Source organism: Actomonas aquatica, from assembly GCF_019679435.2.
Classification (GTDB): Bacteria; Verrucomicrobiota; Verrucomicrobiia; order Opitutales; family Opitutaceae; genus Actomonas; species Actomonas aquatica.
Genome location: NZ_CP139781.1, coordinates 4,250,695 through 4,265,003, shown reverse-complemented (window position 1 = coordinate 4,265,003; position 14,309 = coordinate 4,250,695). Strand labels below are relative to the sequence as shown.

Sequence of the window (14,309 nt, the reverse complement as noted above, 5' to 3'; positions counted from 1 at the left end):
TCCGTGTAGTCCGTGGGCTAAAAAATCCGTGCCTCTCCGCTTCGCGCCCTTGGCGGTTATCTTCCCCCCAAGCCTGCCTCTCGGGTCCCGCGTTGACCGGCCCCGCATCACTTCAGCGGCACCAGTTCCCACGAGAGCGGCACGCGCTCGGCCTCGGCGTCTACCGTGAGCCAACCAAAACTCGGCGGCCCCTCATAACGCGGCGAGCTGGCCGACCCCGGATTCAGCCAACGCACGCCCATCGGATCGGTCTGGTCGCGCGGCACATGCGTGTGCCCGTGCAACATCACCTGAACCCCGCGCGGCGCCACCACCCGCGGGATGTGCTCCAAGTGAAACACATATCCACCGAGGCTGATCTCCCGCGTGAGCGGCCAGCCCATCCAACCATCACAGTTCCCCGCCACGATCGAGAGCGGCACGTTCAATAGCTCCAGCTCCACCACCGTCGAGGGATCACACACGTCACCCAGATGCCAGATCGCGTCCGGCCGACCGGCCGCAATCTGCTCCGGCAATCGGCTCGGCATATGATCATGAGTGTCGGACAGCACCGCGATGCGCATCCACCCAACTCTGCAACTCCCGAGCCATGGGGCGATGCGTTTTCCTCATGGACCCCACCAGATCTCCGCAAAGGAACGTAAAAAAGCCGCCGGTGGACTGTTCCAACCGGCGGCTAATGAAAGACTACTACAACAACTCAGGCTTCTTCGAGCTGCGCACTCACGTCGTCGCTGAGCTCTTCGTTGGAGAACACCTGGCCCACGTCGTCGTTGTCATCGAGGGCCTCGTGCAACTTCTCCAACGTGCGCGCCGTGCTCACCTCACCGACCGGCACGGTGTTGGTGGGGATGTAGGCGATTTCGGCGTTCTCCGGCGTGATTCCAGCCTGGTCGAGGGCCTGCGCCACGGCGTCAAACGCCGCGATCTCACAACGCAGTTCGTAACCTTCGTCGCTGGTGATCACGTCATCGGCGCCTGCTTCGAGCGCGAGCTCCATGAGCTGGTCTTCCGTGCTCGCGTCCTTCGCGATGAGGAACTGACCAGCGTGCAGAAACTGAAACGACACCGCGCCGCTGCTGGCGAGGTTGCCGCCGTGCTTCGAGAGGATGGAGCGGATGTCCTGCGAGGTGCGCGTCTTGTTGTCGGTCGTGCAACGGATGATGAACGCCACGCCGCCCGGACCGTAACCTTCGTAGGTGTTGTCCTCGTAACTCACGCCCGGCAGCTCGCCCGTGCCCTTCTTGATGGCGCGGTCGATGTTGTCGACGGGCATGTTTTCGGCGCGCGCCTTGAGCAAAACGGTGCGCAGGCGCGCGTTCATGTCGGGGTCGCCGCCGCCCGACTTGGCGGCGAGCGTGATGTCACGCGAAAGGCGGCTGAAAACCTTGCCGCGCTTTGCGTCGTTGGCGCCTTTCTGGCGCTTGATCTTGGACCATTTGTTATGTCCGGCCATGGGGTTTGATTCCTTTCGGTTTGCGGAGAGCTGAAGGGGGTGGAGCGCCGAATCCTGAGCGCGGTTTATTTCTTCTTCTTCGGCTTGGTCTTCTTGGGGTTCCACTCGGTGGACTTCACCGGCTTGGTCGGGTCGACCACTTCACCGGGATCCTTGGTGGTCTTGTTCACGATGACCTGCTGGATGATCGTGAAGACACCGTTGACAGTGGAGTAAAGCGCGAGCGCGGCGGCGAAGTTGTAACAGATCAACGTGAAGACGATCGGCATGAACTTCATGATCTGCGCCTGCGCGTTGTCCGTCGTCGGCGTCGGCGTGAGACGCATCTGGTAAACCATCGTCGCACCCATCAGCAGCGGCATGATGTTGAGCGGCAGGCCCCACAGGCGCCACACCGTGTCGGGGGCGGAAAGGTCAGCCACCCAGAGGAAGTCCGAGAACCGCAGTTCAGCCGTGCCCTGCAACATGGCGAAGAAGGCCACGAAGAGCGGCATCGTAATGAAAATGGGGATACAGCCGCCCATCGGGTTCACCTTGTTCTCCTTGAAGATCTTGATGGTGGCCTCGTTCATCTTCTGCGGGTTGTCCTTATACTTCTCGCGAACCTCCTTCATCAGGGGCTGGAGCTTGGACATCTTCTTGGCCGAACGGGACGCCGCCAGGGTGAACGGCAGGGTGATGAGCTTGAGGATGAGCGTCATCAGCACGATCGCCACACCCCAGTTACCAACCCATTCGTGCATCTTGACCATGGTGAGGTTGAGCATCGGTGCGATCACGCCGGAGAGCATCATCTTCGAGAAGAAGAACGGCGCGAACTGCATGACCTCCGACTGCTTCTGGCCGAACTCGCGCAGGCGGGTGTATTCCTTCGGGCCGACATAGAGCGTGCCACCCATCTCGACGGAACCACCGGGGGCGATGGCCGGCACAGTGTAGTTGACGACGCCGGTGATGCCTTTGTTGGGGCGGGAGCTGCCCGGGAAGGGCGGCAGTTCGACGCGGCGCGCGGTGGTGTTGAGGCCGACGGTGTCGCCGGTGTAGAGGCTCACGAAGAACTGGTTCTTGGCGGCGGCCCAGACGACGTTGTCGCCCTTGGTCAGCGAGGACTTCGGCGCGCCGTCCTTCAGGCCGATCGTGGCGAGGAACCCGCCACCTTCCATCTCGGCGGGTTTGGTGAAGGTCTCGTCCTCCCCATTCCACGACATGACGTTGAGGTATTGGCCGTAGTCGCTCGGCGAGACCAGCGAGGTGGTGCCGAGGTTGAAGGCGGCCAAGGTCTGCGGCGAACCGTTGCCGGAGAGGTCACGCATCGTCGTGTCATGACGAATCAAATACGGATCGGAGCCTTCGGTGTCGGTGCCGAGCGAGTAGCGGCGGGTGACTTCGACGCGGCCTTCCAGCACCGCGCGGAAAACGACCTCGGTGTCGGTCGCACTCACCAGACGATAGGCGGTCTTGGAACCGAGCCCCGGCACGTCATTGATCGCCAGTATCGGCTCGACGCGCGGCTGGTTGAACACGAAGGGCATGCCGCTCTCGAGGCGCGACTCGTAATGCTTGAAGGCGACTTCGCCGATCGCGCCACCGAAGTTGGTGAAGGACACGCGCAGGTAGTCGTTCTCCAGCGTGGTCAGCACTTCGTCGTCGTTGCTCTCGGAAAGCGCGGCAAACTCGGCGTCGGCCGGGGCACTACTCACCGGCTGGCTCGCGGCCGGCGTGGCTTGGTTTTCCGCCGTGGGCAACGGCGCCTGCGACGGAGCGACCTCCGGGGCGGGCGGCGGCGGCGGCGCAAAGCGCTGGCCGAGGAAAAGGAAGGCGAAAGCCGCTACGAGGAGCAGCACGCCAATGACTGAATTCTTTTTATCCATGCAGAAAGGGGACGAAACGGGACGGGAAAAGGGGACGGAGACGGGAACGAACGACCGAGGCGGCGAGCGGACCAACGGCTCAGCGAGCGGGGGCCTCGCGGATCACGCGCTCACACACCGGTCGAGCCGATGCAGTCGCGACCCGCGCCGGCCGCGGCGGCGGCACAGGATCGAAGCCGCCGGGATGCAGCGGCGTGCACTTGAGCAGACGCCAGATCGCGAGGGCCGTGCCCCGCAGCACCCCGTGGGTGCGAATGGCGCCCGCCGCATAATGCGAACAGGTGGGATGAAACCGGCAGCCACAAGCCGGGCCAAAGACCGCCGGCAGCACCGGCGACAGCGTCTTCTGATAAATCCGGATGAGCCCCAGCAGTCCCTGAGCGGGCAACGCTCGCAGGGCGGCAATCCATCGGGACTCTCGGGTGGCGGACATCAGACTTGGGAAAGAGGAAACAAAACGGCGCAGGCTTTTAAGAAAGACCGCTCGATCTCGGCATACTCAAGCTGATTGAGCGAGCGTCGGGCCTGCAAAATCAGGTCGAAACCGGGGGCCACCCGGTGCTGGTTGAGTCGAAAAACTTCGCGCAGGCGGCGTTTCGCGCGATTGCGCTGCACCGCATTGCCCACGGCGGCCCGGGATGCGACAAAGCCGGCGCGGATGGGCGCCAGCACGGCGACCGGCACGTCGGCGGTCGGCTCGGGCTGCCGGCAGGCCCACAAAACAAAACCGCCGCAATGATAGCGGCGGCCTTGGGCTCGCACTCGTGCGAAGTCGACCGGCCGTCGCAGGTGCGATTCGGCTCGGAAGCGCATGGTGCTCCGGCAGTTATGTTTGTCGCCGGTCGAGCAGTTGCTCAGGCGACGGTGAGGCGCTTGCGGCCTTTGCGACGGCGGGCGTTGATCACGGCGCGGCCACCGCGGGTGGCCATGCGGGCGCGGAAGCCAATCTTACGGACGCGCTTTTTGCGGTGTGGGCGGAAAGTCGGTTGCATGGTTGTAAATCGTTAAAAGGGTCGACTGAAGTGCCGGACACCCCCCGACGTGTCAAGGCACCATTCGCAAACCTTTCACCGCGTCGCCTCAATACCCGACGGCGTGCCCGTCTTTGCGGCTTTCGCTGGCGCCGATGTAAACCTCGTTCTCGGCGTCCCACATGATGGCCTGATATCCACCGTAACCGCCGAGATCGGTGCGCACGTCGTGCCGCTTCAGCTTCAGCGCCCGCAGTGTCTCCCAGGGAATTCCCGTTTCGAAATACACGTAGCCGCCGTCGGTCATCTGCGGGGTGTCGTAGTCCGTCGAGCCGCCGTGCTGCCAACGCGCGGCGTCGCCCGCCTCCTGCAGGTTGAGCCCGAAGTCGATCAGGTTGGTCACGATCTGCACGTGGCCCTGCGGCTGCATCGCCCCGCCCATCAGCCCGAAGCTCACCCACGGTTTCCCGTCCTTCATGATGAAAGCCGGGATGATGGTGTGGAAGGGGCGCTTGCCCGGCGCGTAAACGTTGGCGTGGTCGCGCGGCTCAAAGACGAACATCTGCCCACGATCCTGAAACCCAAAACCCAGCCCCGGCACCATGATGCCCGCGCCCATGCCCCGGTAGTTGCTCTGGATGAGCGAGACCATGTTGCCCTCCGCATCAGCCGTCGTGAGGTAAATCGTATCGCCCTCCTCCAGCGCCGGATTGCCCGCCTCGACCCGCGCCGCCGCCCGCGCCGGATCGATCAGGGCGCGCCGCTCGGCCGCGTAGTCATCCGACAAGAGCCACTCCAGCGGGATGTCGGAAAAGTCCGGATCGGCGTAAAACTTGGCCCGGTCCTCGAACGCCAGCTTCTTGGCTTCGATCATCACATGCAGCGCCTCGGGTGAGTTGCGCCCCATCGCCGCCAGGTCGTAACCCTCTAAGATCTGCAACATCTGCAGCGCCGCGATGCCTTGGCCGTTGGGCGGCAACTCAAACACGTCGTAACCGCGGTAGTTGACCGACACCGGCGTCACCCACGTCGAGGTGTGCGCCTCGAGGTCGGCTTTGCGCAGATAACCGCCGTGCTCGCGCATGAAGGCGTCGATCTCGTCGGCGATCGCGCCGCGGTAAAATATGTCCCGACCGCCCTCCGCGATCCGCCGCAGAGTGCGGGCGAGGTCCGGGTTCTTGAAAATCTCTCCCTTCTTCGGCGCCGCTCCGCCGGGTGCCCAGGTGGCAAAAGCCGCCCCCGGCAGGTCCTCGAAATAGCGCACGTTGCGATCCCAATAAAACGCGATCAGCTCGCTCAGCGGAAACCCCTCCTCGGCGTAGGTGATGGTCGGGGCCAGTAGACGCGCCATTGGCAGTTTGCCGAATTTGCCGTGCAGTTCATACCACGCGTCGACCGTGCCCGGCACCGAGATCGGCAGCACGCCGAAGGGCGGAATCGTGTCCCGGTCCAGCTTCGCCAACTCCTCCCGCATCTGATCGTAACTGAGCCCCAGCGGCGAACGCCCCGAGCCATTGAGCCCGTAAAGGCGCTGCGTCTTCGCATCCCACACGATGGCAAAGAGGTCACCGCCGACGCCGTTGCCCACCGGCTCCATCAACCCGAGCGCGGCGTTGGTCGCGATCGCCGCGTCCACCGCACTGCCGCCGGCCTTGAGCACATCCAGCCCCACTTGCGCCGCCAGCGGATGACTCGCCGCCACCATGCCGTGCGGCGCGATCACCTCCGAACGCGTCGCAAACGGCGCCCCCGTGATCCGATCCACCTGGGCCAGCCCCGCCACCAAACCCGCCATCACTCCGATTCCGCACCCGACCAGCAAACGTCCAGTTTTCAGCATGGGCGGGACCCTAGCGTCCGTTATCTCCCCGCGGCAATGACTTCATCCTTCATACTTCTGACTTCATACTTCTAACTTCCCCGCCTTCGCCTTTCCCCTGCTTCCCGCTTCCAGCCCTCATGAACGACGCCGAACCCGATGCCTTCGACTTGGCCACCGCCGAACCCGGCGAGGTGGGCATCGTGCGTCCCCAGGACTACACCAGCGCCGAGCCCTTCACGTTCGAGTGCGGCCGCACCATCCCCGGCTTCACGCTGCGCTACGAGACCTACGGCCGCCTCAACGCCGCCGGCACCAACGCCATCCTCGTCTGCCACGCGCTCTCCGGCGACCACCACTGCGCCGGCATCCACGGCCTCACCGACCGCAAACCGGGTTGGTGGAACAACATCATCGGCCCGGGCAAGGCCCTCGACACCAACCGCTACTTCGTCACCTGCTGCAACGTGCTCGGCGGTTGCCAGGGTTCCACCGGCCCGTCCTCCACCGACCCCGCCACCGGCCAGCCCTACGGCGTCAACTTTCCCATCGTCACCATCCGCGACATGGTGCGCGCCCAACACCGCTGGCTCACCGCCATCGGCGTCACCCACCTTCACGCCATCGTCGGCGGCTCCATGGGCGGCATGCAGGTGCTCGAGTGGGGCCTCAGTTTCCCCGACTTCGCCAGCCGCCTCCTCGCCATGGCCACCACCGCCCGCGAGAGTGCCCAAGCCATTGCCTTCAACGAGGTCGGCCGCCAGGCCATCCTGCAGGATCCCGACTGGGCTCAGGGCAACTATCCGGCCGGCGGCGGCCCCCGCGTCGGCCTCGCCATTGCCCGCATGATGGCCCACATCACCTACCTCAGCGACGCCTCCATGGACCGCAAATTTGGCCGCCGCACCGTCGCCGAACGGCCCCCCTCCGCCACCCAACCGACCGCCGCCGGCACCACCAGCGACCCCGATCACGCTTTCGACGTGACCTTCGAGGTGGAGAGTTACCTGCGCTACCAAGGCAAAGCGTTCATCAACCGTTTCGACGCCAACTCCTACCTCTACATCACCCGCGCCCTTGACCAATACGACCCGGCCGCCGCCACGGGTTCCTTGGAAAAAGCCGTCGCCGCCATCACCGCGCGCACCCTCGTCGTCGGCTTCACCAGCGACTGGCTGTTCCCGCCCGAGCAAAACCGCGCCATCGTCACCGCCCTGCTCCGCGCCGGCAAAAACGCCAGCTACGCCGAACTCGAAACCGACCTCGGCCACGACTCCTTCCTGCTCGAGTCCCCCCAACTCTACGACCTCGTCCGCGACTTCCTCGCCAGCTGAACCCAACCCTTTAAGCCCACGGAACACACCGACGACACGGAAGATCCTCCCTCCTACCCCCGATGAACTCACGAAACACCCCTTACGACACCCCTGCAAAGCGACCCGCTTTCGTGTCGTTTCGTGCCTTTCGTGGGTTCTCCCTTTCCGTGTTTTCCGTGTTGTCCGTGGGCCCCTAATTTCAGGTTTTCCGCGTTTCAGTTTTCAGCTTTTCGCCATGTCGCTCCGCTCCAACAAACGCACCGTCGACCTCCAGGTCATCACCGATTGGGTGACCGACGGCGCGCGTGTGCTCGATCTCGGCTGCGGTCGCGGCGTGCTCCTGCAGGAACTGGCGCAGCAAAAAAAGACCCAGGGCATCGGCGTCGACCTCGACATCGACAAGATCGGCGCCTGCGTGCGACGCGGCCTCGCCGCCTACCAGGGCGACATGATGTCTTTCATGGCGGAGTTCGACGACAACCACTTCGGCCACGTCATCTGCTCGCGCACGCTCGAGGAAGTTGACTCGCCTGCCACCGTGATCGCCGAAGCCCTCCGCGTCGGCCGCTCCCTCACCGTCGGCTTTGCCAACTACGGCTACTGGAAGAACCGCCTCGACGCCCTCCTGCGCGGCCGCAAGCCGCGTAATGACGTTTTTAATACAACGTGGGGCGAGAGCCGCCCAGCCAATCCGCTCACCATCGCGGACTTTGAAGATTTTTGCGCGAGCCACGGCTACACCATCGCCCGTCGGGTTCACCTGCGCGGCGACTGGAAAACCCCCGCCACTCGCCTCCCCAACCTCCGCGCCGGCTACGCCCTCTACGAGATCACCCGCTGATCCCGCCCCCGCACTTCGCCCCCACCCCACGACGGCTCGCCACGCCGAAATGTGCGTTTGTTGCCAAACGCTCGCCACGCGCGTCCGCTCGCTTGCGCCGCCTGGTTGACCCGCCAAGAGACGGCTTACCCCAAGCCCCTTTTCTTGCCCCTTTCGCCTGTGCTGTCTGCCCCGCCACAAGCCTCCTGCTCGCCCGCGTCCCCCCGCCTGCGACGGCTCTGCTTCACCCTGCCGCTGCTCCTAAGTCTCGGCGGACTAACCAACCCGTGCACCGCAGCCAACCGCCTCGCCGACGCCACCTCGCCCTACCTGCGCCAACACGCCGACCAACCCGTCGATTGGTATCCATGGTCTGAGGACGCCTTCGCCCGCGCCCGCGCCGAAAACAAACCCATCTTCCTCTCCATCGGCTACAGCACCTGCCACTGGTGCCACGTCATGGCCGACGAATCGTTCTCCGATCCCGCCATCGCCGCCGTGCTCAACGACGGGTTCATCGCCATCAAGGTCGACCGCGAACAACGCCCCGACCTCGACCGCGTTTACCAATCCTTCGTCCAGGCCCTCGGCTCCCCCGGCGGCTGGCCGCTCAACGTCTGGCTCACGCCCGACCGCCAACCCTTCTACGGCGGCACCTACTTCCCGCCCGCCGACGAAGGTCGCCGCCCCGGTTTCACCACCGTGCTCCAACGCATCGCTGGCGCCTGGGCCGCCGACCCCGACCGCCTCCGCGCGCAGTCGACCGACATGCTCGCAGCTCTCTCCTCCGAGCTCACCCCCGCCCCCGACGCCAACAGCGCCGACACTGTTCCCGACTGGCCCACCCTTCGCAACGCCGCCCTCGACCGTCTCGCCGAGCTGTTCGACACCACCCACGGCGGCTTCGATCCTGCCGCCAAATTCCCTGCGCCTGTCACCCTCGAGTTCCTCCTCGATCAACTCGCCTCCGCACCCATTCCCGCCGACCGCGAGCGCGCCCGCCACTTCCTCACCACCACCCTGCACGCCATCGTGCGCGGCGGCCTCCACGACCACGTCGGCGGCGGTTTCCACCGCTACACCGTCGACCCCGCCTGGCGCGTGCCCCACTTCGAAAAGACCCTCTACGACCAGGCCCAGCTCATCCCCATCCTGCTCACCACGTGGCAATACACCGACGACGACTCCTTCCGCGCCGCCGCCGTCGACACCCTCGCTTACCTCAACCAACAACTCGCCTTGCCGGCCGGCGGTTTCGCCTCCGCCGAGGATGCCGACGCCGCCCTGCCCGGCGACCCCACCCAACACCGCGAGGGCGCCTTCTACACCTGGACCGCCGCCGAACTCGCCGCCGTCCTGCCCGCCGCCGACCTCGACCTCTTCCGCCGCGCCTTCGCCGTCCGCGACACCGGCAACGTCGCCCCCGCCCACGACCCGACCGGCGAACTCGCGGGCAGCAACACCCTCGCCCTCGCGCCCGACTTCGCCCCCACCGCCGCGGAACAGGCCCGCCTCAACGCCTGTATCGACCTTCTCAATACTCACCGCGCCCAGCGCCCCCGCCCCGCCCGCGACGACAAAGTCGTGACGGCCTGGAACGGCTTCGCCCTCTCCGCCTTCGCCCGTGCCGCCCAAATCCTCGACGACCCCGCCCATCTCGCCACCGCCCAACGCACCGCTCGCTTTCTCCGCGCTCACCTCTACGACGAAACCACCGGCCACCTCGCCCGCAGTTTCCACGACGGCCAACGCGACGCCGTCGGTTTCCCCGAAGACTACGCCGCGCTCATCCAAGGCCTCATCGATCTCTACGAAACCGACTTCGATCCCACCTGGCTGGCCTGGGCCCGCGAGCTCCAAACCACCCAGGACGAGCTCTTCTGGGACGACGCCCACGGCGGCTACTTTGCCAACGCCGCCACCGACACCACCGTCGTCCTCCGCCTCAAGGTCGACCACGACAACACCGAGCCCGCCGCCACCTCCCTCGCCGTGCGCAACCTCGGTCGCCTCGCCGCCCTCTTCCACGACGACGACCTGCTCAACCGCGCCCGCCTCGCCGCCCGCGCCCTTGCGCCGACCGCCACCCGCGAACCCGCCGCCCTGCCCTCCTTCCTCGCCGCCACCGGCTGGCTCACCGGCGACGCCCAACAGGCCCTGCTCCACGCCGCCCCCGGCCCCACCACCGACACCTTTCTCCACCTGCTCCGCACCCACCCGCACCCGCGCCGCGTCACCCTGCGCATCGATGCGACCAGCCAAGCCTACTTCGCCCCCCGCGTCCCCCTCATCGCCGCCCTGCCCGACGAGACGCCGACCGCCCCTACCCTCTACCTCTGCGAAAACTTCGTCTGCCAACTCCCCGTCACCACGACCGCCGAAGTCCTCACTCTCCTGACACCCCCTCCTACCCCATGAAAACCTCCGCCCCTGCGACCCTGGCGCTCCTCGCGCTGACCCCGTTCGCCCTCCTCGCCGCCGAGGCCCAGCTCGCCTCGACGCCCCTCGCGCCGCGCTCCGGCGACGGCTCCGCCATGTGCTTCACCGCCATCCCCGCCGCCGCGTCCGGCCTCATCAATGAGAACCCCTACGACGATCCGGCCATGTGGACGACCGCCCACTACACCGAATTCCAAGGCGGCTCCATCGGCTCCGGCATCGCGTCCGGCGACATCGATGGCGACGGCCTCGTCGATCTCTACGTCGTCAACAAGGTCCGCCCCAACCAACTCTTCCGCCAGGTCGCGCCCTTCCGCTTCGAGGACATCACCACCTCCGCCGGTGTCGCCGGCACCACCGCCTGGAACACCGGCGCCACCCTCGCCGACATCGACAACGACGGCGACCTCGACCTCTACGTCTGCCAGTTCAACGCCCCCAACCTGCTCTTCATCAACGACGGCGCCGGTCACTTCACCGAGGAAGCCGCCGCCCGCGGGGCCGACCTCACCTCTGCCAGCGTCGTCGGTGCCTTCGCCGACTACGATCGCGACGGCCACCTCGACCTTTTTGTTCTCACCAACGTCCAACGCGCCGCCACCCACCCCGACGGCGAAGCCGACGTTCTCCTCCGCAACCGCGGCGACGGCACCTTCGAGGACGTCACCCTCGCCGCCGGCCTCGCCTCCGTCGACGAGCGCGGCCACTCCGCCTCCTGGTTCGACGCCAACGCCGACGGCTGGCCCGACCTCTACATCACCAACGACTTCGCCAAGCCCGATCACCTGTATCAGAATAATGGTGACGGCACCTTCACCGACACCGCCGACCGCGACCTGCCCGCCACCCCGTGGTTCGCCATGGGCTCCGATTTCGGCGACATCAACAACGACGGCCTCTTCGATCTCTTCGCCGCCGACATGGCCGGCACCACCCATTACAAGTCCAAGGTCACCATGGGCGACATGGGCGGCCTCGTGGACACCATGGACCGAATGGAAACCCCGCAATACATGCGCAACTTCCTCTACCTCAACTCCGGCACCGATCGCTTTTTTGAGATCGCCCAAATGGCCGGTGTGAAGAGCTCCGACTGGACCTGGTCGCCGCGCTTCGAGGACCTCGACAACGACGGCTTCCTCGACCTCCACATCACCAACGGCATGGTGCGCTCCTTCATCGATTCCGACCTCATCAACACCGCCCGTCGCCTCCACTCCCCGGCCGAGGTCATCCGCCTCATGAAGAACAGTCCGCCGCTCAAAGAGAACCACCTCACTCTGCGCAACGACGGCCACCTCCACTTCAAAAAGGTGCAAAAGGACTGGGGCCTCGACCACGAGGGCATCAGCTTCGGCTCCACCTTCGCCGACTTCGATCGCGACGGCGACCTCGACCTCGCCTACGTCAACTACGACGCCTCCGTCAGCCTCTATCGCAACGACAGCCCCGCCGGCCACCGCGTCATCCTCGAACTCGTCGGCACCTCCAGCAACGCCCGCGGCGTCGGCACCGTCGCCACCATCGACGCGCCCCAAGGCAAACTCACCCGCATGCTTTCCGTCGCCCGCGGTGTGCTCTCCTCCTCCGAACCCATCCTCCACTTCGGCCTCGGCGACACGACCACCATCCCAACCCTCACCGTGCGCTGGCCCAGCGGCATCGTGCAGACCTTCACCGACCTGCCCGCCGACCGCCGCTACACCCTCACCGAACCCACCGCCAACGGCACCACTCCGCCACCCGCCGTCGCCAGCCGCCCCGTCGACCACGGCCTGCTCAGCGAACGCGCCGCCGCCTTCGGTCTCGATCACGGCAATATCGAACAACCCTACAACGACATGCTGCGGCAGTCCCTCCTGCCCAACCGCATGAACACCCTCGACGCCGGTCTCGCCCTCGGTGACGCCAACGGCGACGGCCGCCTCGACGTGTTCTTCTCCGGCAGCGCCGGCCAACCCGGCGCCCTCTACCTCGCCGAGCCCGATGGCCGCTATCGCGCCGCCCCCGGCATCCAACCCTGGCAACACGCCGCCCGTTCCGCCGCCGAACACATGGCGCCGCTCTGGTTCGACCTCGATGCCGACGGCGACCTCGACCTCATCGTCTCCACCGGCTCCACCGAGTTCGACGCCGGCAACGCCAACTACCGCGCCCAACTCTACCTCAACGACGGCGAGGCCAACTTCACCGTCGCCCCCGCCGACCAGTTCAACCCACTCGCCGCCAGCTCCGCCGCCGTGGCCGCAGCCGACTTCGATCGCGACGGCGACCTCGACCTCTTCATCGGCGGCCGCGTCGTGCCCGGCGCCTACCCGAGTCATCCCGAATCCCAACTCTTCGAAAACCGCGACGGTCAACTCGTCGATGTCACGCCCGACGCCCTTCGCCACATCGGCATGGTCACCGCCGCGCTCTGGACCGACGCCGATGCCGACGACCGCCTCGACCTGCTCCTCATCGGCGAATGGATGGCCCCCACCGTCTTCAGCTACGACGGCACCACCCTCGCCCTCAACGACCGCGTGAGCGGCCTCGCCGAACACCGCGGCTGGTGGAACTCCCTGCTCGCCGCCGACGTCGATGCCGACGGCGACCTCGACTACGTCGCCGGCAACTTCGGCCACAACACCAAGTATCACCCCTCGCCCGATCATCCCGTCGAAATGTTCTACGGCGATTTCGAGGACTCCGGCACCTGCGAGATCGTTGAAGCCAAATACGAGGGCGACCGCCTGCTCCCCGTGCGCGGCCGTTCCTGCAGCTCCCGCGCCATGCCCACCCTCGCGCAAAAGTTCCCCACCTTCCACGACTTCGGCTCCGCCGTCCTGCCCGAGATCTACACCCCCGAAAAACTCGATGAGTCGCTCCACCTCCAGGTCACCGAGCTCGGTTCCGGTGTATTCATCAACCAAGGACAAGGCCGCTTCACCTTCGCCGAGCTGCCCCACCTCGCGCAAACCGCGCCCATCTTCGGCCTCGCTGCCGCCGACTTCACCGGCGACGGCCTGCTCGACCTCGTGGGCCTGCAAAACTTTCAGGGCCCCCAAGTCGAAACGGGTTGGTATAACGGCGGCCTGAGCGTCGTGCTCGCCGGCGACGGCCGCGGCCACTTCACGCCCCTGACGCCCCAACAGAGCGGTCTCGCCATTCCCGGCGAAGCCCGCGCCGCCGCCCTCGCCGATCTCGATGGCGACGCCCGCCCCGAGCTTCTCGTCACCCGCCTCAATACCACCGCGCAGGTTTACGCCCCGACCGCGACCACCGCGTCCCGCCCCCTGACCGTCCGCCTCCACGACCGCGCCACCATCGGCAACGCCGCCGCCATCGGCGCCAAGCTCACCCTCACCCTCGCCGACGGCTCCACCCCGGCCATCGAGTTGACCGCCGGGGCCGCCCACCTCGCCCAGTCCGCGCCGGTGGCCTACTTCAGCATCCCCGCCACCACCACGGCGGAGACCCTCACCGTGCGCTGGCCGGACGGCTCCCGCACCACCCACCGCGTCCCGGCCGACGCCACCACTCTCGATTTGGGCCGACCTGACACCGCCGCAAATGTCGCCCAAACTGGGGGAGCGACCCGCTGATTTGACAGCACCTCCCCCACCCGCGCA

General features: G+C 66.2%; 11 protein-coding genes. 4 read left to right on the top strand and 7 right to left on the bottom strand.

Annotation, left to right across the window (positions count from 1 at the left end; all coding sequences use genetic code 11):
- Positions 1 to 107: 107 nt before the first annotated feature.
- From K1X11_RS16265 to ggt, 7 genes are all read right to left on the bottom strand, one after another.
- Entirely contained in the window at positions 108 to 566 is a 459-nt protein-coding gene (locus K1X11_RS16265) for a metallophosphoesterase family protein (RefSeq protein WP_221031296.1), read from the bottom strand.
- A gap of 137 nt (positions 567 to 703) precedes the next feature.
- Positions 704 to 1,459 (bottom strand): YebC/PmpR family DNA-binding transcriptional regulator, encoded by a 756-nt coding sequence (locus tag K1X11_RS16260; protein WP_221031295.1) that lies wholly within the window; start codon positions 1,457 to 1,459, stop codon positions 704 to 706.
- Between the two features lie 65 nt (positions 1,460 to 1,524).
- A complete protein-coding gene (gene yidC, locus K1X11_RS16255; protein ID WP_221031294.1) occupies positions 1,525 to 3,330 on the bottom strand; it encodes a membrane protein insertase YidC in 1,806 nt (601 codons plus the stop codon).
- 79 nt (positions 3,331 to 3,409) lie between these two features.
- Positions 3,410 to 3,763, bottom strand: a complete 354-nt coding sequence (gene yidD / locus K1X11_RS16250) for a membrane protein insertion efficiency factor YidD (protein ID WP_225919460.1) — start codon at positions 3,761 to 3,763, stop codon at positions 3,410 to 3,412.
- A complete protein-coding gene (rnpA, locus tag K1X11_RS16245) occupies positions 3,763 to 4,143 on the bottom strand; it encodes a ribonuclease P protein component (protein WP_221031293.1) in 381 nt (126 codons plus the stop codon). The genes yidD and rnpA overlap by 1 nt, the downstream gene beginning before the upstream one ends.
- 41 nt (positions 4,144 to 4,184) lie before the next feature.
- On the bottom strand, positions 4,185 to 4,322 hold the full coding sequence (gene rpmH, locus K1X11_RS16240; protein ID WP_221031292.1) for a 50S ribosomal protein L34: 138 nt from the start codon (positions 4,320 to 4,322) through the stop codon (positions 4,185 to 4,187).
- Between the two features lie 88 nt (positions 4,323 to 4,410).
- Positions 4,411 to 6,141, bottom strand: coding sequence for a gamma-glutamyltransferase (gene ggt / locus K1X11_RS16235; RefSeq protein WP_221031291.1), 1,731 nt, complete (start codon positions 6,139 to 6,141; stop codon positions 4,411 to 4,413).
- Positions 6,142 to 6,260: 119 nt separating this feature from the next.
- On the opposite strand from ggt, the gene metX reads away from it, so the two are divergent.
- The 4 genes from metX (at position 6,261) to K1X11_RS16215 (ending at position 14,282) form a co-directional block, all read left to right on the top strand.
- Positions 6,261 to 7,454 carry a homoserine O-acetyltransferase MetX gene (gene metX, locus K1X11_RS16230; protein ID WP_221031290.1) on the top strand — a complete coding sequence of 398 codons (1,194 nt, stop codon included), beginning with the start codon at positions 6,261 to 6,263 and terminating at the stop codon, positions 7,452 to 7,454.
- 217 nt (positions 7,455 to 7,671) lie between these two features.
- Positions 7,672 to 8,277, top strand: a complete 606-nt coding sequence (locus K1X11_RS16225) for a methionine biosynthesis protein MetW (protein WP_221031289.1) — start codon at positions 7,672 to 7,674, stop codon at positions 8,275 to 8,277.
- Between the two features lie 159 nt (positions 8,278 to 8,436).
- Entirely contained in the window at positions 8,437 to 10,674 is a 2,238-nt protein-coding gene (locus K1X11_RS16220; protein ID WP_221031288.1) for a thioredoxin domain-containing protein, read from the top strand.
- Complete coding sequence (locus K1X11_RS16215) at positions 10,671 to 14,282, top strand: CRTAC1 family protein (protein WP_221031287.1); 3,612 nt, start codon at positions 10,671 to 10,673, stop codon at positions 14,280 to 14,282. The genes K1X11_RS16220 and K1X11_RS16215 overlap by 4 nt, the downstream gene beginning before the upstream one ends.
- Positions 14,283 to 14,309 lie beyond the last annotated feature (27 nt).